At 66.7% G+C, this 18,162-nt stretch carries 15 protein-coding genes and 2 riboswitches; of the genes, 9 read left to right on the forward strand and 6 right to left on the reverse strand.

Annotated elements, in window-relative coordinates; translation table 11 throughout:
- Nucleotides 1–54 precede the first annotated feature (54 nt).
- Nucleotides 55–366 (reverse strand): hypothetical protein, encoded by a 312-nt coding sequence (locus K3U93_RS00780; protein ID WP_083008886.1) that lies wholly within the window; start codon nucleotides 364–366, stop codon nucleotides 55–57.
- A gap of 33 nt (nucleotides 367–399) precedes the next feature.
- A riboswitch (Fluoride riboswitch) is annotated at nucleotides 400–465 on the reverse strand.
- A gap of 61 nt (nucleotides 466–526) precedes the next feature.
- Nucleotides 527–603, forward strand: a riboswitch (Fluoride riboswitch).
- A gap of 26 nt (nucleotides 604–629) precedes the next feature.
- Here K3U93_RS00780 and ettA point away from each other — a divergent pair.
- On the forward strand, nucleotides 630–2,303 hold the full coding sequence (gene ettA, locus K3U93_RS00785) for an energy-dependent translational throttle protein EttA (RefSeq protein ID WP_083008888.1): 1,674 nt from the start codon (nucleotides 630–632) through the stop codon (nucleotides 2,301–2,303).
- A 256-nt stretch (nucleotides 2,304–2,559) separates the two neighbouring features.
- On the opposite strand, the gene K3U93_RS00790 is transcribed toward ettA, so the two are convergent.
- Nucleotides 2,560–3,165 carry a TetR/AcrR family transcriptional regulator gene (locus K3U93_RS00790; protein ID WP_071512704.1) on the reverse strand — a complete coding sequence of 202 codons (606 nt, stop codon included), beginning with the start codon at nucleotides 3,163–3,165 and terminating at the stop codon, nucleotides 2,560–2,562.
- Nucleotides 3,166–3,343: 178 nt separating this feature from the next.
- Between K3U93_RS00790 and K3U93_RS00795 the strand changes: the two genes are divergently transcribed.
- The 3 genes from K3U93_RS00795 to K3U93_RS00805 are packed head-to-tail and all read left to right on the forward strand — an operon-like array spanning nucleotide 3,344 to nucleotide 7,229.
- Nucleotides 3,344–5,569: an acyl-CoA dehydrogenase family protein gene (locus tag K3U93_RS00795; protein WP_083008890.1), complete on the forward strand. Its 2,226-nt coding sequence runs from the start codon at nucleotides 3,344–3,346 to the stop codon at nucleotides 5,567–5,569.
- A gap of 31 nt (nucleotides 5,570–5,600) precedes the next feature.
- On the forward strand, nucleotides 5,601–6,809 hold the full coding sequence (locus tag K3U93_RS00800; protein ID WP_083008893.1) for a thiolase family protein: 1,209 nt from the start codon (nucleotides 5,601–5,603) through the stop codon (nucleotides 6,807–6,809).
- 6 nt (nucleotides 6,810–6,815) lie between these two features.
- Complete coding sequence (locus K3U93_RS00805; protein WP_083008895.1) at nucleotides 6,816–7,229, forward strand: Zn-ribbon domain-containing OB-fold protein; 414 nt, start codon at nucleotides 6,816–6,818, stop codon at nucleotides 7,227–7,229.
- Nucleotides 7,230–7,273: 44 nt separating this feature from the next.
- On the opposite strand, the gene K3U93_RS00810 is transcribed toward K3U93_RS00805, so the two are convergent.
- From K3U93_RS00810 to K3U93_RS00825, 4 genes are all read right to left on the reverse strand, one after another.
- Complete coding sequence (locus K3U93_RS00810) at nucleotides 7,274–8,446, reverse strand: sulfotransferase family protein (protein WP_083008898.1); 1,173 nt, start codon at nucleotides 8,444–8,446, stop codon at nucleotides 7,274–7,276.
- Complete coding sequence (locus K3U93_RS00815) at nucleotides 8,443–9,546, reverse strand: DUF1214 domain-containing protein (protein WP_083008901.1); 1,104 nt, start codon at nucleotides 9,544–9,546, stop codon at nucleotides 8,443–8,445. Before K3U93_RS00815 ends, K3U93_RS00810 begins: the two co-directional genes overlap by 4 nt.
- A gap of 68 nt (nucleotides 9,547–9,614) precedes the next feature.
- The gene (locus tag K3U93_RS00820; RefSeq protein ID WP_083008903.1) at nucleotides 9,615–11,069 is read right to left on the reverse strand and encodes an aldehyde dehydrogenase family protein; all 1,455 of its coding nucleotides are present in this window, start codon (nucleotides 11,067–11,069) and stop codon (nucleotides 9,615–9,617) included.
- Nucleotides 11,070–11,184: 115 nt separating this feature from the next.
- Nucleotides 11,185–12,186 carry a LacI family DNA-binding transcriptional regulator gene (locus K3U93_RS00825; RefSeq protein WP_083008906.1) on the reverse strand — a complete coding sequence of 334 codons (1,002 nt, stop codon included), beginning with the start codon at nucleotides 12,184–12,186 and terminating at the stop codon, nucleotides 11,185–11,187.
- A 350-nt stretch (nucleotides 12,187–12,536) separates the two neighbouring features.
- Between K3U93_RS00825 and K3U93_RS00830 the strand changes: the two genes are divergently transcribed.
- From K3U93_RS00830 to K3U93_RS00850, 5 genes are read left to right on the forward strand one after another with little or no spacing between them, the layout of a single operon-like run.
- The gene (locus K3U93_RS00830) at nucleotides 12,537–13,886 is read left to right on the forward strand and encodes an amidohydrolase family protein (protein ID WP_083008909.1); all 1,350 of its coding nucleotides are present in this window, start codon (nucleotides 12,537–12,539) and stop codon (nucleotides 13,884–13,886) included.
- Nucleotides 13,887–13,888: 2 nt separating this feature from the next.
- On the forward strand, nucleotides 13,889–16,228 hold the full coding sequence (locus tag K3U93_RS00835; protein WP_083008912.1) for a CaiB/BaiF CoA-transferase family protein: 2,340 nt from the start codon (nucleotides 13,889–13,891) through the stop codon (nucleotides 16,226–16,228).
- A gap of 1 nt (nucleotide 16,229) precedes the next feature.
- Nucleotides 16,230–16,559 (forward strand): hypothetical protein, encoded by a 330-nt coding sequence (locus K3U93_RS00840; RefSeq protein ID WP_071512694.1) that lies wholly within the window; start codon nucleotides 16,230–16,232, stop codon nucleotides 16,557–16,559.
- A gap of 29 nt (nucleotides 16,560–16,588) precedes the next feature.
- The gene (locus tag K3U93_RS00845) at nucleotides 16,589–17,743 is read left to right on the forward strand and encodes a thiolase family protein (RefSeq protein WP_083008914.1); all 1,155 of its coding nucleotides are present in this window, start codon (nucleotides 16,589–16,591) and stop codon (nucleotides 17,741–17,743) included.
- The gene (locus tag K3U93_RS00850; RefSeq protein WP_083008917.1) at nucleotides 17,740–18,162 is read left to right on the forward strand and encodes a Zn-ribbon domain-containing OB-fold protein; all 423 of its coding nucleotides are present in this window, start codon (nucleotides 17,740–17,742) and stop codon (nucleotides 18,160–18,162) included. Before K3U93_RS00845 ends, K3U93_RS00850 begins: the two co-directional genes overlap by 4 nt.

Genomic DNA, 18,162 nt, shown 5'->3' on the forward strand with positions numbered 1-18,162 from the left:
CGTGTTGTCAGCCAGGAACTTCGGTGTGTGGCGACGCGGGGGCCGTGGCGGGCATCATGGCTGAACCTCCGAGGCCAGCGCTCGGACGGCGGCGCGGAAGGTGCCGCAGTCTGCGACCGGCCCCCGCTGCCCTGTCCCGGTCGCGATCCATCGGCTGCCGTTGCGCCTGACCCGGCCCACCAGGACGCCGTCGACGGCAACCACCCGGATGACCGGGCTATCCGGAAACAAGCGCGTCCATTTCACCGAGGATGTCCGCGCCAGTCGCCGAGCGGCGCGTTCCTCGCAGATCCGGAACTTTTCTCGGTACAGGATGCGCTCGGCGTCGTTGACCACCTCGACATCAGGGGAATTGCGGGTGTCCATGGCTCCTCCCTCACTGCAACGCAAACATGCGTTTTGTGGGTAGAAGCCATCAGCGCCGGGCGGCGCGAAGTTGGGCGGAGCCTCATCGCCGACCGCGAAAACATTTATCGCGGCTGTTTTCGACGCTAGCAGAAGCGCTGCGCTACGGGCTAGGCTTGAGGTCAGAGTTGGCGGTGGGACCCGCCATGCAACCGCGGCCCATACAGCTGGGCGGCCGCCGATGGTTCCTACGGATGGACGTCAATTCGTAGCGGGAGGCCGTTGTGCAGTGGATCTATCAACTGAACCGAGCGCGCCTGGTGCGCGGCGAGAAGGTGATCCTCGACGACGTCACTTTGTCGTTTTTGCCGGGCGCCAAGATCGGCGTGGTCGGCCCCAACGGGGCGGGGAAATCGACGCTGCTGCGGGTGATGGCCGGGCTCGAGCGGCCGTCGAACGGGGACGTGCGGCTGGCTCCGGACGTCTCTGTCGGGCTGCTGGCGCAGGAGCCAGTCTTGGACGAGACCGAGACCGTACTGGGCAACATTCGCGCGGCCGTCGCCGAGACCGAGGCGTTGTTGGCTCGCTACAGTGAGATCACCACTCGCCTAGCCGACGAGGTCAGCGACGAGCTGATGGCCGAAATGGGTTCGCTGCAGGAACAATTGGATCACCGCAACGCATGGGATCTCGAGGCCCGTCTCGAGCAGGCCATGGACGCGCTGCGCTGCCCGCCACCCGACGTCGACGTCAAGGACCTCTCCGGCGGGGAACGACGCCGGGTAGCATTGTGCCGCTTGCTGTTACAGCAACCGGGTCTGCTCCTGCTCGACGAGCCGACCAATCATCTCGATGCCGAAAGTGTGCAATGGCTCGAGCAGCATCTGGCCGACTATCCGGGCACAGTCGTCGCGGTTACGCACGACCGCTACTTCCTGGACAATGTCGCGGGCTGGATTCTCGAGCTCGACCGTGGCCATGCCTACCCGTACCAGGGCAACTACGCCACCTACCTGGAGACCAAGGCCGCGCGCCTGCACGTGGAGGGCCGCAAGGACGCCAAGCGGCTGCGTCAGTTGCAACGAGAACTGGAATGGGTGCACTCCGGAGCCAAGGCACGCCAGGCCAAAAGCAATGCGCGGCTGCGCCGCTACGAGGAGATGGCGGCCGACGCAACCAAGACCCAACGGTTGGACTTCGACGAGATCCACATCCCGCCGGGTCCACGACTGGGAAGCCTGGTGATCGAGGTCGAGCATGTCAGCAAGGCGTTCGCCGACCACGAGCTGTTCAGCGATCTATCGTTTTCGTTGCCGCGCAACGGAATTGTCGGTATCATCGGTCCCAACGGTGTCGGTAAGACCACCCTGTTTCAGATGCTCACCGGCAACGAGCGGCCCGACACCGGCGCGATCCGGATTGGCGAGACGGTGCGAATCGCCTACGTGGACCAAAACCGCGCTCATATCGATCCCGATCAGACCGCCTGGGAAGTCGTCTCCGGCGGCGATGACATGCTGCACATCGGGCCGGTTCAGGTGCCGTCGCGCGCCTACATCGCCGCGTTCGGCTTCAAGGGCCCCGACCAGCAAAAGCCCGCGCGACTGTTCTCTGGTGGGGAACGTAACCGACTCAACTTGGCGCTCACCCTCAAACAGGGTGGCAACGTCCTGCTGCTGGACGAGCCGACCAACGACCTAGACACCGAAACCCTTGCGTCGCTGGAGAACGCAATCATCGAGTTCTCCGGCTGCGTAGTCGTCACCGCGCATGACCGTTGGTTCCTCGACCGCATCGCCACTCACATCCTGGCCTGGGAAGGCACCGAAGCTCATCCCGCGCAATGGTATTGGTTTGAGGGCAACTATGCCGGCTACGAACAGAACAAGGTCGCAAGGCTCGGTGCGGAAGCCGCCCGCCCCCACCGAGTCGCGCACCGCCGGCTCACCCGCGACTAGGCAAGGGAGCCACAGGGATGGCACACCTGAAGGTCCACGACCCTACCGAACCGTGGCACTCGCGGCTGCATGACATTTCGCCCGTGACGTATACGAACTTCGCACAGGTTCTCGCATCAGCCACCGTTGTCGACGTCCCGGGTGGCGACACGGCTCCGCCGCGGGTCAAATTCACGCCCGCCGACGATACCCCCGAGTGGATGGTCAGGCCGCGCTCTCGAATTCGACGAAATCGGGTGCTAGACAAGCGAATTAGTTACGCAGGGCGCTCCGGCGCAATGGCCTCGACGATGATTCGGACGGTGCGTTCGGCCCGCCGTCGTGAATAGTGTTGCACGCCGGACAGTATCGGATATACCACACCGCCGACAATCGCGTCCGCGGCCGACTCCGCGGCGGTCCCATCGATGCCGTCGGCGAGAAGCCGGGCCCGGACGCCATCGTGCAGCGGCGCACTGAACCCGGCGCGCAATTTGATCGCGGTGTCCTCGTGCTCCATGCCGGCGACGGTCAAGATCCGCAGCATGGCCAAGCCGCGCGCCGTCGTCAGGCTGGCGACGAGTTTGCGCACCCACCCCACCAAGTCGGCGGACAGGTCGTCGCTGTGATCTACCGACGCCAGGATCTTGTCGGCATCTTCGAGCATCACGTCGGCGACCAGTGCGGGACGGCTGGGCCACCAGCGATAGATGGTCTGTTTTCCCACGCCGGCCCGAGCGGCCACGGCCTCGATGGTCAGGCCATCGAAGCCGCGCTCGAGAAGCAGTTCTCGCGTGGCGGTGACGATGGCCGTGCGCGACTTCTCGCTGCGACGCCTCGGGGAACCTGCCCGCGGGTTGTCCTGGGTGAGATCGGTTGGCATCCAGTGATCCTCGTTTCTCAGGTCCCTCGCGATCGTGACAGCTCGCCGGAGGGATCGAGCGCGCTTTACATATCCTGACCCGCCCCGTAGTCTGCCACAAGACGAGACGGTTCGTCTTGTAAGGGAAAGGGTAGCAGTCTTCGATGGCGTGTCGTCTCAGCCGCGAGGGGTCGGCGTCATGACGCTAGGGCTCACCCCGGAGCAGCAGGACCTCAGCGACGCCGTCGGCCATTTTGCCGGCCGGCATGCCCCGGTCGCCGCGACGCGCGACAACTTTGGCGCGCTGGCGACGGGGCAGCTCCCAGGATGGTGGGATGCGCTGGTCGCCAACGGCTTCCACGCGGTCCACCTGCCGGAGCGCCTCGGCGGGCAGGGCGGCCGGCTGATCGATGCGGCCTGCGTGCTGGAGGCGGCGGCCAGGGCGCTGCTACCCGGTCCGCTGCTGCCGACGGTGACGACGGGAGCGATTGCGCTGCTGGCCGATCCGACACCGACCGCCGAATCACTGGTGCGCGATCTCGCATCCGGGGTGCCCGCTGCAGTCGTCCTTCCCGACGGCGGCGACTTCCGCGCACACGCCGACGGTCAACGATGGCTGATCAGCGGTGCGTCGGACGTCACCGCCGGCGCGTGTTCGGCACGGGTGATATTGGTCGGCGCCGCCGCCCAGGACGGTGACGTCATCTGGGTGCTGGTGGATACAGAAAAACCCACGGCGACAGTCGAATCCGTATCCGGCACCGACCTCGTAACCGACGTCGGGATCCTGCGGCTGGCCGAGTATTGCGCCGCAGAATCCGACGTGCTCACCGGCATCGAGCCCGACCGCGCGCACGGCATCGTCGTGGGGTTCGTCGCCAGCATGACGGCCGGCATCGCGCAGTGGTGTGTCGAGGCGGTTACCGGGCATCTGCGAACGCGGGAGCAGTTCGGCAAGGTGATCGGCACCTTCCAGGCGCTGCAGCACAACGCGGCGATGTTGCTGGTCAACAGCGAGCTGGCCACCGCGGCGGCCTGGGACGCGGTGCGCGCCGTCGACGAACCGCTCGACCAACTCCGACTCGCCGCGGCTACAGCGGCGATGATCGCGCTCTCGCCGGTGCCGGACCTCGTGCTCGACGCCCTCACGATGTTCGGCGCCATCGGTTTCACCTGGGAACACGACCTGCACCTTTACTGGCGGCGGGCGACAAGCCTGGCCGCGTCGATCGGGCCGGCGAGCCGTTGGGCCCGACGCCTGGGACAACTGACGTGCACCCTGCAGCGTGACATGTCGGTCGACCTCGGCGACGCCGAATCCGACTTCCGTTCGTGGGTGGCCGAAACCCTGGATTCGGCGTTGGCGCTGCGCAACGATCGGCCCGGACGGCAGGGTGACTACGACCACTTCGCTACCGGGCCGCAGCGCACCGCGATCGCCGACGCCGGGCTGATTGCGCCGCACTGGCCTTCGCCGTGGGGAATAGGCGCAGGTCCACTGCGCCAGCTCATCATCGACGAAGAATTCGACAAGCGACCAGCCCTGGTGCGTCCCTCGCTGGGCATCGCCGAGTGGATACTGCCTTCGGTGCTGCGGGCCGCGCCAAAGGACTTGCAGGAACTGCTGATTCCGCCGACACAGCGCGGCGAGATGGCATGGTGCCAGCTGTTCAGCGAGCCGGCCGCCGGCTCCGACCTCGCCGCGTTGACAACGCGCGCAACCAAGGTCGACGGTGGTTGGACCATCAACGGACACAAGATCTGGACGTCGGCCGCGCACCGGGCCGACTACGGGGCGCTGCTGGCGCGCACCGACCCCGCGGCGAGCAAGCACCGCGGCATCGGCTACTTCATCGTCGACATGCGATCCCCAGGGATAGAAATCCAACCGATCACGACGGCGACGGGTGAGGCGCACTTCAACGAGGTCTTCCTTAACGACGTCTTCGTACCCGACCGGATGCTGCTAGGTGCCCCCACCGATGGTTGGGACCTCGCGATCGCCACCATGGCCGAGGAGCGTTCGGCCATCGGCGGATACGTCAAGTACGACAGGGCGGTCGCACTGCGTCGGCTCGCGGCGGAACCGGGACCGGACCGCGACGACGCGCAGCGCGCCCTCGGAGAACTGGACGCCTACGCAAACGCCATCAAGGCCCTGGGTGTGCGGGAAACCATCCGGCTGCTCGACGGCCAGGCATCCGGGCCGGCGTCCAGCATCGCCAAAGTGGCGATGAACGAACTGCTGCGGCGCACGTTCAAGGCGACGCTGCAGCTGACCGGCACGTTGGCGATGGTCGCCGACTCCAACCCCGCGGTGGTGGCGCCGTATCTACAACTGCCCGCCGAGCTGCTGGGCGGAGGCACCAGGGAGATTCAGCTGAACATCATCGCCCAGATGATTCTCGGCCTGCCTCGAAAATAGGACTCTAAAAAAGGGAAAAAAGGGATATGCCATGGGATTACGTGGGGAAGCGGCGATCGTCGGATACGTCGAGCTGCCGCCCGAGCGGCTCACCAAGGCCTCGCCCGCGCCGTTCGTCATCGAACAATGGGCCGAACTCGCCGCCGCGGCGCTCACAGACGCGGGACTGCCGGGTGACGTCGTTAACGGCATCGTGGCGTCGCACCTGGCCGAATCGCAGATCTTCGTGCCCTCCACCATCGCCGAATACCTCGGAATAGGAGCGAGGTTCGCCGAGCTGGTGGATCTCGGGGGAGCCAGCGCCGCGGCCATGGTCTGGCGGGCGGCCGCCGCGATCGAACTCGGCGTCTGCGACGCCGTTCTGTGCGCACTGCCCGCGCGATACATCACGCCGTCATCCAAGAAGAAGCCCAGGTCCATTGTCGACGCGATGTTCTTCGGTTCGTCGAGCAACCAATACGGCTCTCCGCAAGCGGAGTTCGAGATCCCGTACGGCAACCTCGGCCAAAACGGGCCCTACGGCCAGGTGGCCCAGCGGTACGCGGCAATCTACGGCTACGACGAGCGCGCGATGGCCAAGATCGTCGTCGACCAGCGGGTCAATGCCAATCACACCGAGGGCGCGATCTGGAAAGACAAGCCGCTCACCGTCGACGACGTCCTGGCCAGCCCGGTCATCGCCGATCCGCTGCACATGCTGGAGATCGTGATGCCCTGTGTCGGCGGCGCCGCAGTCGTCGTCGCCAACGCCGACATCGCCAAGCGGGCGCGTCACCGTCCGGTGTGGATCAAGGGATTCGGCGAACACGTGCCGTTCAAAACCCCGACCTACGCCGAGGACCTGCTATGCACCCCGATTGCGGCGGCCGCCGAAACCGCCTTCGCCATGACGAATCTGAGCCGTGAGCAGATGGACATGGTGTCGATCTACGACTGCTACACCATCACCGTGCTGCTGTCGCTGGAGGACGCCGGTTTCTGCGAGAAGGGCAAGGGCATGGAATTCGTCGCCAACCACGACCTGACCTTCCGTGGCGACTTCCCGCTCAACACGGCCGGCGGCCAACTGGGCTTCGGCCAAGCGGGATTGGCGGGCGGAATGCACCACGTCTGCGACGCCACCCGCCAGATCATGGGACGCGCGGGCACGGCCCAGGTCGCCGACTGCAACCGCGCTTTCGTGTCCGGCAACGGCGGCATCCTGTCCGAGCAGACGACGCTCATCCTGGAGGGGGACTGAGGACTCATGGTGACATTCGAACGACCCATGCCGGTCAAAACGCCGACGACCGCGCCATTCTGGGACGCGCTGACGCAGCACCGCATTGTCATTCAGTACTCGCCGTCGCTGCAGGGCTACGTGTTCTATCCGCGGGTGCGCGCGCCACGCACCTTAGCCGACGACCTGGAGTGGCGCGAGATCTCCGGCATGGGCACGCTCTACTCGTTCACCGTGGCGCGCAGGCCCGTCGGCCCGCACTTCGCCGGCGCGGTCCCGCAGCTGCTGGCCATCGTCGAATGGGATGAAGGGCCAAGGTTTTCCACCGAAATGGTCAACGTCGATCCGGCCGATCTGAGCGTCGGCATGCGGGTGCGGCCGGTGTTCTTCGACTATCCAGAACACGACGTCACCATGCTGCGATACGAGCCCGCCGAGTAGCGCGTCGAGACCGACGCGGGCGTGCGGTCTACCGGTGCGGCCGGTTAGCGCGGGTGCTCGGTCGGTACGGCGTAGCGCTCCTGATACGCGCGCACTCGGTCACGAACCTCGCCGGCGTCCAGGCCGGTGTCCGACCAGGTGTAGCGCCCCCGCCCGCCGTCCGAAGGATGGGCGGCCAGGAACTCACGCATCTTCGCCTCGGTGTCGGGTCGCAGCTCGCGGCCCAGCTTCTGGTAGATGCCGCCGATTGTGCTCCAGGGGTCCTTCACGAAATCCGCGAACTGCACGTCGATCACGCGCCCCGCCGGGACGGCGCCACTGTCGCGCAGCGTCATCCCGCGGTCGAGGCCGACGACGATTTCTTCATAGGACTGGGCCGCGCACTCCGCGATCTTCGACTCGTCACTGCCCATCCTCCGCAAGTGGTGGGTCAGTGCGGCGATCGACGAGATGACATTGAGCGGATCGCGGTGCGTCTGCACGATCAACGCGTCGGGGTATTCGGCGAGTAGCTTGTCGAGCTGCCACAGGTGTGCCGGCGACTTGAGCAGCCACTGCCCGGGCACGCCAGACTGAAGGTGCTGCAGGAAGATTCGATGAAACCGGTAGGCGCCGGTGTGGTCCGCGTCGTACAGCAGCCAGCGGTAGTAACTCGGCAGGCGGTACTGCACCGAAAAGATCATGCTGGTGAATTCGCTGGCGGTGATGCGGACGCACTCCTGGCCGACGAGGGCGCCCATCGGGTGAAAGGCCAGGAATCCGGGGATGATCTGTTCGGAGAGTTCGATGCCGGCCTGCGTTTGCGCGATGCGCGGATCGGTGTGATAGGTCTCGGGCTGCGGGACCGGGCAGGGCGCGTCGACCTCCCAGGTCAGCGGGACGCGGAGGCCCGGATCCTGGGCCAGCAGGTCGTAGAGGATCGTGGTCCCGGTGCGCGGTTGGCCGACGATGAAGATCGGCGAAGTGATTGGCTTGCCGGCGATTTCGGGATGTTGCTTGCGCCAGGCGATCACACCGAGCCGGTTCTTCAGGGCGCGGATGATGTCGAGGTAAGCGATCTCCACGCCGATCGCCGACAGTCGCGCATCGTTGACCAGGCCGTCGGTGACACGCCGCAACCCGTCCCGCCAGCCCTCCTCGCCGAAGTCGTCGCTGCCGACTTCCGCACAGGCCACGGCGATGAGGCGTTCCGGGTTGAACCGCTCCTGCAGCGTCACGCCCGCTCCTGTCGCTCGCGGACCGAAACCTTGACGTCGGGCGGGCGGGGGTTGTCCAGCCAGCGCACGACGACGAATCCGCGATGCCGGCCACCGGTGTCGAGCCAATGGCCAAACCCGAAGTCCTGCGCGGAGATCGCGATGCGCACCCGGCCGTCCGCGTCCGGCCGAACCGCGCGATTGGTCACCGAACTGTGCCGGCGGCGCGGCTCCAGGCACTCGTGCCAGATGCTTTCCAGTGTGACGTTCCAGTACCGAGTGTCGGGTGGCTCGATGTCGAGCACCAGCGCCTGGCCGAAATCGAGCCGGAAGGTGCCAATCATGTACAGGTTGTCCGGGGTGGTGTCGGCGGCGCCCAGATCGGCCGCCCCGGCCGTCAGCAGCGTGTTCGGGCTCTCCAGCAGCTCGGGCTTGATGGTGCGGTGCAGCGTGGTGAGCTTCATCAGCGACCACGCCATCGCGGTGAACTGCTCGGCGAGCTCGTCGTCGGACAGCGCGGTCACGGGGCCGGGGTCGAGGGCCTCGATCCGCAGGGTGGCCGGCTCTTCGGAGTCACGATCGCCGACGTATTCGCGGACGACGACCGACGACGCGTCGTCGGGAATCCGCACCCACTGCGCGCCACCGAGATCGGCAGGCTCTTCGGCCGAGAGCACCAGCGCGAATTCGCCGGAATTCAGCGCCAGGTCCGCGTCACCAACGTAATTGGACATTCGGCGCGGGGTCAGGCCGGTGCCGGCGAGGATCTGAAATCCGAGATAGGCGGTGCCGCCGCGGGTGCCGGTGATCCGGTAGCGCCGATCACCGCGGATCATCGCCAGGAAGTAGTTGCCGTCGGGATTGGGCCCGCCGATCATCCTGGTGTCCGAGCACATGTCGAAGAACGACGGGTGACCGGGGCCGGCCTCGACGGACATTTGTGAGCACAGCGACGACACCCGGGCGATGACCCGCAGCCCTTCGAGGAGTTCCCGCTCGGATTGGGCGTCCTCGGTTACGACCTTGGTGACGTCGGTGATCATCTGCTGGAAGAACTGCCACGCGGCACGGGCCTTGGGGGCGAACCGATCGGAAGGCTCGGGCGCCGGATTTTGAATCATAGTCTCATGCCTAGACCACGTCTTACGTTTTGGGAACCGATTCAGCTGACTGCCGCCGGGGCCCGCAACTACATCTGCGCCCAAACGATTTTCGTCTGCAAATAGGTCTCGAGGCCCGCCTTGCCGGACTCGTAGCCCCAGCCGGACTGCTTGTATCCGCCGAAGGGCATGGAGTGATCGAACTGCATCTGGCAGTTCAGCCCGACCGTTCCGGCCTTGAGCCGCTTGGCGATTCGGTGTGCGCGACCAAGGTCGCGAGTCCAGGCCGTCGCGGCCAGCCCGTAGGTGCTGTCGTTGGCCAGGGCGACGGCCTCGTCCTCGTCGTCGAACGGGATGACCGCGACCACCGGCCCGAAGATCTCCTCCTGGAACAGCCTGCTGGTGGGGGCGACATTGGTGAGCACGGTCGGGCGCACGAAGTAACCCTTGCGATCGAGCCGGTGCCCGCCGGTGACGACCTCGACGCCGTCCGTCTTGCCCTGATCGAGGTAGCCCAGGACGCGGGTGAGTTGCTTCTGGCTGATCAGCGGGCCGATCAGGCTGCCGTCGTCCTTGGGGCCGCCCTGCGGCAGTCCGTTCGCGACGTTCGCCAGTTGCTCCACGAACTGCTCGTAGACGCCGCGCTGGACGAAGATGCGCGACCCGCACACACACGCCTGACCGGAGTGGATGAAGGTGCCGAACGCCGCCATCGGGACGGCCTTCGACAGGTCGGCGTCGTCGAAGACGACGACCGGCGATTTGCCGCCGAGTTCCAGCGTGACCTTCTTCAGGTTGCTCGCGCCGGCCGCGTGCACGATTTCCCTGCCGACTTCGGTGGATCCGGTGAAGGCGACCTTCTCGACGTCGGGGTGCGCGGTGATCGCGGCCCCCGCGGTGTGCCCGTAGCCCAACAGCAGGTTGGCCACCCCCTCGGGCACCCCGGCCTCGTGCAGGATGTCGTCCAACACCAGCGCCGACAGCGGGGTCTCCTCGGCCGGCTTGACGACGCTGCTGCAGCCCGCCGCCAGCGCCGGCGCAAGCTTGCAGCAGAAATTGAAAACCGGCCCGTTCCAGGGGAATATCAGCCCCACCACGCCGTAGGGTTCTTTGAGGGTGTAGGCGTGCTGATGGGAGTCGATGCCCGTGAGCCCGCCGGTGTGCACGTCGGCCGCGATGCCCTCGATCTTGGTGCACCAGCCGGCGTAGTAGCGGAAGAACTCGGAGCCGACGGTCACGGTGCCCTGCGCCTGCAGCGGGGTCATGCCCGCGTTCAGCGATTCGAGCTCGGCCAGCACCTCGGCGTTCCGGTCAATCAGCTCGCCGACCCGCCAGAGCACCTTGGCCCGCTCGCTGGGCGGCAAATCCCGCCAGACGCCCGACTCGAAGGACGCCTTCGCCTGCGCCACCGCGTCGTTGACGGCTTCCGGCCCGCAATCCTTGAACTCGGTGACCTGCTCCTCGGTGGCGGGATCGACAACGGCAATCACCTCGCCGGTACCGGGTCGCTCGCGGATCTCGTCGAGCACGGCCTGCACCGTCATAGCTACCCTTCCTCGCCTCTTTGCGACTTTCGCGTGCCGGCTCGTTCCCCGAACGGACCGCAAGGCGTAGGTTATGCGCTTAACCATGGGATGTCTAGGACGGCGAGCCCAGCGGTTACGTCGAAGAGCGCACGATGAGCCGGGAGACGTCGGTCGCCTCGCCAGACGGTGGCGTGGGGAGTCCCAACCGTTCGAAGACGGCGGCGACCGCGGCGTCGGCGACCGCGCGCGGGTTGAATTGCACCGTGGTCAAGGGCGGTGTGCTCACGACGCCCATGGGGCTGGCATCGACACCGATCACCGCGAGGTCGCGCGGGCAGCGCAGCCGCGCTTCGTGAATGCCGTACAGGACCAGGCAGGCTATCTCGTCGCTTTGCGCGCACACGGCGGTGACGCCGTCGCGCACCCAGTCGGTCACCACGCCGGCGGCGTTGTCCAGGGTGACCTCGGCGACGCGGACGGGCGGAAGGTCGCGCAACCGCGCCGCGCGCGAGACGCCCTCGAACCAATAGTCGCCCAGGGCACGCCATTTGGCGATCCCGGTGTAGGCAAACGCGATGTGTCGGTGCCCACGCGAGACAAGGTGTTCGACCCGCATCTCACCGACCGACAGGTGTGGATCCCCGAGGGCGGGCAGCGTCCCGATCTCGATGTGCGGCACGCCCGCCGTCCGCACCGCGCTCGCGGCGGGCGGGCTCAGCGGGAACAGGCTGGTGACCGCGATCGGGTCGAGATTCTCGATCGCATCGACGACATGCTGATCGTCCTCGGCCTCGAAGATCTGCACCTGCAGCAGACCCTGGCGCGCCAGTTCCGTGGTCATCCGGCTGCCGGCTTGCATCGGCATTTCGCCCACCGCCACGTGCGGTACCACGTACAGGACCACACCGCTCTTGCCGCGCGCGAGATTACGCGCGGCGAGGTTGGGTCGATAGCCCAGGAGTTCCGCGGCGCGCTGGACCGCCTCCCGGGTTTGCGCGGATATCCTGCGGCCCTCGGCGTTGTTCAGCACGTAACTGACCGTCGCGGTCGACACGCTGGCCAATCGGGCCACGTCGGCGGTGGTGGGCCGCACGGCTTTGTTCGTGCTCACGGCGTCACTTTCCGGGCCCAGCATGCCTCATGGTGGCATGCGACGCCGGTCGGCTGCGCGCGATCCTCCGATCCCGCAGGAGGGCCAGGTGTTTCGTCGCCCCTCCGCACCCAAATTTGCAGACTAATAGTCCCTAATGACAAAGGCATATGTGGTCGGACGCCGGGCCGTCCGCCCCGGGTTGGACCACGCTATCGGTCGAAGACATCGCGGGGTTTTACCGTTGTGCGACAGCATCTCTGTCTCGTCGAGGCGGACCCACCCGCCTAACTTCCTTGGTGCGCATAGCTCCGGAGGGGACACGTTCCCGCCGTTGACACTGTGACTGACACCATTGTCTACTAGTCACCATATCGTCCCGCGAGGAGCGCGCCATGAACAAAGACGACCTGATCCTGATCAGCGTGGACGATCACATCGCCGAGCCGGCCGACATGTTCGACGCCCATGTCCCCGCGAAGTACAGGCACCTCGCGCCGCGGGTGGTCGTCGAACCCGACGGGATCCAGCAGTGGTACTACGGCGACGTTCGCGGACGGAACATGGGACTGAATGCCGTCGCGGGCAAGCCCCGTGAGATGTACAACGTCGACGCCTCACGCTATGACGAGATGCGGCCGGGGTGTTTCAACGTCGACGAGCGGGTCCGCGACATGAACGCGGGCGGGCAGCTGGCGGGCCTGAACTTCCCGAATTTCACCGGATTCTCGGGTCAGGTGCTCAACCAGGGGCCCGACCGCGACGTCAACCTGGTGATGATCAAGGCCTACAACGACTGGCACGTCGACGAGTGGTGTGGGGCGTACCCGGGGAGGTTCATCCCGTGCGGCATCCTGCCCCTGTTCGACGTGGCCGAGGCGGCAAGGGAAGTCAAGCGGTTGGCGGACAAGGGTTGTCACGCGGTGACGTTCTCGGAGAATCCCGAGGCGTTGCAGATGCCCAGCATCCACACCAAATATTGGTACCCGCTGTTCGAGGCCGCCTGCGAGAACAAGACCGTGCTGTGCACGCACGTCGGCTCCGCATCGCGATCGCCCATGGTGTCGACGGATGCCCCGCCCAGCGTGATGATGACGGCGTCGTCGATGATGAGCATGTTCACGTTCACCGAGCTGATCTGGGCCGAGTTCTACGTCGACTTCCCCGAAGTCAAGTTCTCCCTCACCGAGGGCGACGTCGGTTGGATACCGTACTTCCTGTGGCGCGCCGAGCATGTCTACAGGCGTCACTCGGGTTGGACGCTGGCGGCGTTTCCGCCGGGCTACAGTGGGCCAATCGACGTGTTCAAGCGGCATTTCTACACCTGCTTCATCAGCGACAAGGTAGGCGTGCAAAACATGGACTGGTTCAACGAGGACATGTTGTGCTGGGAGTCCGACTTTCCGCATTCCGACAGCAATTGGCCGTTCGCGCCCGAGGACGTCATGGCGACCATGGGCCACCTCGACGATTCGGTCGTCAACAAGATCACCCACGAAAACGCCATGGCCGCATACTCATTCGATCCGTTCCGGTACCTCCCCAAGGAACGCGCCCGGGCCGGCCACCTGCGCGCGCGGGCCACGGACGTGGACGTGGTCACCCACGTCGGTCGCCAAGCCAGCCAGCGTGATCGCGACGCGTGGACGCGGATGACGCAGTTCGCCCTGCAGGCACAGGCCCCGGCGCCGGTCACCGCCGAGGCTTCCGGTATCGCCGGGCGATCCACCACCCTGGGCAACTGAGCGTGCCGGCCCAGGCACCGTTCGCCGGCTGGCGTGTGCTGGAGTTATCCAACGGCGTCGCGGTGTCCTACTGCGCCAAGATGTTCGCCGACGCGGGTGCCGACGTCGTGAAAATCGAATCCCCGCAGGGCGATTCGTTGCGCAACTGGTCAGCCCGCGCCGACGGCCCGGCCGGGGCGTTGTTCGGCTATTTGGCGGCGGGCAAGAGGTCGGTGAACGACCCGGCGGAGGTCGCGGCACTGCTGGCCGGCGCCGACATCGTGCTCACCGACCTGACCGACGGTTGGACCCTCGACGACGTCACGGCTCACACCGGCCCGTCGGCGGTGATCGTGGCGGTGACGCCGTTCGGAACCACGGGTCCCTACGTCGACGACCAGGTGGCCGCCAACGAGTTCATCCTGCAGGCGCTGTGCGGCTCGACCGCCAGCCGAGGATGGCCGGGCGACGAGCCGGTGCAGGCGGGCGGCCGGCTCGGTGAATGGTTGGCCGGCACGTTCGCCGCGGCGGTCGCCGCCGCGACGGCCCGGCACGCCTTGCGGATTGGATGCGGCGAGATTGTCGACGTCTCGACGTACGAGGCGATGGCCATCGCGATGGGCGGTCTGTCGACCATGTCGGCCAGCGTGCTCGGCCCGGATTCCGGCCTGCGCCAGCGCAGTCTGGAACTGCCCTCGATCGTTCCCACGGCCGACGGCATGGTCGGCTTCTGCACCATCACCGCGCAGCAGTTCCAGGACTTTCTGGTGATGATCGACCGTGCCGACCTGGTCGACGACGCCGAGCTGGCCTCGGTTGAAGGTCGAGTCACGCGCCGCGACGAGTTCCTCGGCATGGTGACCCAATGGACCCAGGCCCGCACCACGCAAGAGATCGTCGACCTCGCGGTGGCATTCCGAATTCCCGTGGCCCCCATCGGAACTCCAACCACGCTGCCGACGGTGGATCATTTCGTGGAGCGGGGCGTCTTCGTCGAATCGGAGCTCGGGGTGCTGACGCCGCGGGTGCCGTATCGCAGCGATGCCATGACCACCAAGCTGCCGGGTCGGCCCCCGCTGCTGGGTGCCGACAACGGGCGCATCCACTGGCCGCCACGACCCGAGCGGCACGGTCCCGCCGATGCCGACGCACTTCCGTTGTCCGACATACGAGTTACCGACCTGACCGCCTTTTGGGCGGGGCCGGTCGCCACCCAACTGCTCGGCGCGCTGGGCGCCGACGTGATCAAGATCGAGGGCGTTCGCCGCCCCGACGGACTGAGATTCGCCGGCGGGCGCCCACCCACCTGGGACCAATGGTGGGAGTGGGGTCCGGTGTTCTTGTGCAGCAACAACAACAAGCGGGGCATCAGCGTCGAACTCAGCACCGACGCCGGCCGGGCCATCGCATTGGAGCTCATTGCCGCAAGCGATCTCGTCATCGAGAACTTCTCACCGCGGGTGATGGGAAATTTCGGATTGGAATGGGAAGCCGTGACCGCGGCCAACCCGCGCGCCGTCATGGTCCGGATGCCGGCGTTTGGTCTCGACGGCCCGTGGCGCGACCGCGTCGGCTTCGCGCAGACGATGGAACAGGCGACGGGAATGGCGTGGATGACCGGACATGCCAATGGCCCGCCGGTGATTCCGCGCGGTGTGTGCGACCCGATCGCGGGGTTGCATGCCGCGTTCGCCGCCGTGGCGGCGCTGGTGATCCGCGACCGCGACGGGACCGGAATGCACGTCGAGTCGACCATGGTCGAGTCGGCGCTGAACGTGGCCGCCGAAATGCTGGTGGAATACTCGCGCAACGGAATCGAGCTGCGGCGAGACGGAAATCGGGGACCCGGCGCGTGCCCCCAGGGCGTTTACCGCTGTCGGGGTGACGACGACTGGGTCGCGCTTGCCGCGATGGACGACGCCGCCCGCGTGTCGTTGGCGGGGCTCATTGCGCGACCCGAGCTAGGGCCGGACGAGGCGGCGTGGCGGGAGCGGGCCGACGAAATCGACAAGCTGATCTCGGGCTGGACCGCGCGGCGCTCGGTGGCCGAGGCGGTCGATGCGCTGCGCGCCGGCGGGGTGCCCGCGGCGCGCGTCACGCCGCCCGCGGCACTGCTGAGCGACCCGCAATTGCTCGCGCGCGGCTTCTGGGAAACGGTCGACCACCCCGTTGCCGGTTCCTTCCTGTGCACCGGGATGCCGTTCGCATTCGTCGGGAAGCCGAGGCGCTGGATTCACCGGGTGCCGCCGCTGTATGGCGAGCACACCGGCGAAGTGCTCACGGGCGTCCTGGGGCGCAGCCAGCGGGACCTGGCGGAATTGCGCGAGTTGGGGGTCACCAGCGCGCGGCCGGCGGGCTTGTGACATGGCGGTCACGTTGTGTGTGCCGCCGCGCGCCGGCGAGTTGTGTGCGCCGGTCCGTTTCCTGGTGCGCCGGGACTCGGTGGTGATGGAACTGACCGCCCGGCACCGGATCACCAGCGTCGAGTGGGACGAGGCCGAACGCGCGGTCGCGATGGTCGTCGAGATCACCGACCCGGAAACGGCACGCCCGATCGACGTGCGAATCGACGTGATCGACGCGGGCGGGTCACGGGCCGAGGCGCGGGCCACGACGATCGGCACCATCGAGCGTGACGGGCGGGAATACGACGTCGTGGGCACCTACCTCGGCGTCGTCGCGGACGAAAATTGAAGTGCCCCAACGGATGAGGATGGAGTAAGGTGACGAAGCGCACCGCGGCGATCGTCGGAGTGCACAACACCCGGCAGGGGCGCCGACTCGATGGCGAAACCTCGCGGGGGCTGGCGCTGCAGGCCGTGCGGGGCGCGCTTGCCGACGCCGGCCTGAGTCTCGACGACGTCGACGGGATCAGCGCGGGGGCGCTGTCCACGGCGTTGATCTACGACCTGCGCCTGGGCCCCGCCTGGCAGGGGCTGGGCTTCGGGGTGGGCATGATCACCGAGGCGGCCACCGCAATCGAGCATGGCATGGCCGACGTCGTGGTACTGGTCGCGGCCCAGGCCGGTGAATACCGCGACCACGAGGCCACGGCGCCGTGGACCAGGCCCGAAAACGAATTCGTCGCACCCTGGGGAATGTTCACCACCGCCGAGTTCGCGCTCATCGCCCGCCGCCACATGCACGCCTACGGCACGACGCGCGAACAACTTTCCATCGTGGCGGCGACCATCCGCAACAACGGATCGCAAAACCCCGAAGCCGTTTACTACCAACGCGGTCCGTTCACGCCGGATGACATCACCGCGTCGCGGCCGGTCGCCGACCCCTTTCATCTCCTGGATTGCGCCACCACGTCCGAAGGAGGGTGTGCGCTGGTGGTGGCGAACATTGACAAGGTGGACGTGGTAAGCCAACCGATCTACGTGTTGGGCAGCGGCGCGGACTTCCACGGACCGTCGTATCAACACCCGCCCGCGTGGGATCTCGTTGGCCGCCGCAGTGATCACGTTAACGGGGTGGTGGGCCGGCGCGCGGCCGAGCGTGCGTTCAGCCACGCCGGGCTGCGGCCCGACGACGTGGACGTGTTGGAACTCTACGACCCGTTCTCGTTCGAAATCATCCGGCAGCTCGAGGCTTTCGGGTTTTGCGGCGAGGGCGAGGGCGGACCCTTCGTGGCAGACGGCCACATCGCCATCGACGGCAGCCATCCGATCACCACCGACGGAGGAACGATGTCCTTCAGCCACGCGGGATCCAATCCGCAAATGATGCAGCGGGCGATTCGGGCCGTTCAGCAGTTGCGCGGCCAGGCAGGCGACCTGCAGGTGCCCGGCGCGCATATTGCGTTGTGCAGCAACGGGGGAGCTGGGGCGTTGTTCACCACGGTGCTGATCGTCGGGGACGAACCGCTGTGACTGCCGGCCCGTTGCGACCTCAGGCCGGCCCCGTGCCGCACGCCAGCAGTCAACTCAGCCTTCCGTTCTGGGAGGGATGTCGATCGGGGGAGTTGCGTTACCAGCGCTGCGAGGCTTGCGGCCTGTCCAATTTTCCGCCGACCGAGCACTGCCGCCAATGCCTTTCGGACACGTTGCGGTGGAAGCAGGGTGGCGGCGTCGGCGAGATCTACAGCTGGACGGTGGTGCATCGGCCGGTGACGGCGGAGTTCGAACCGCCCTACGCGCCGGCGATCGTCACGCTGGACGAGGGCTACCAGATGCTGACCAACGTCGTCGGTGTGGCACCGGACGAGCTGGCGATCGGCATGCGCGTGCGGGTGCAATTCCATGCGGTCGGCCCCGACGTGACGCTTCCCTACTTCACTGGCCAGGAATAG

Source organism: Mycobacterium malmoense, from assembly GCF_019645855.1.
GTDB classification, from domain to species: domain Bacteria; phylum Actinomycetota; class Actinomycetes; order Mycobacteriales; family Mycobacteriaceae; genus Mycobacterium; species Mycobacterium malmoense.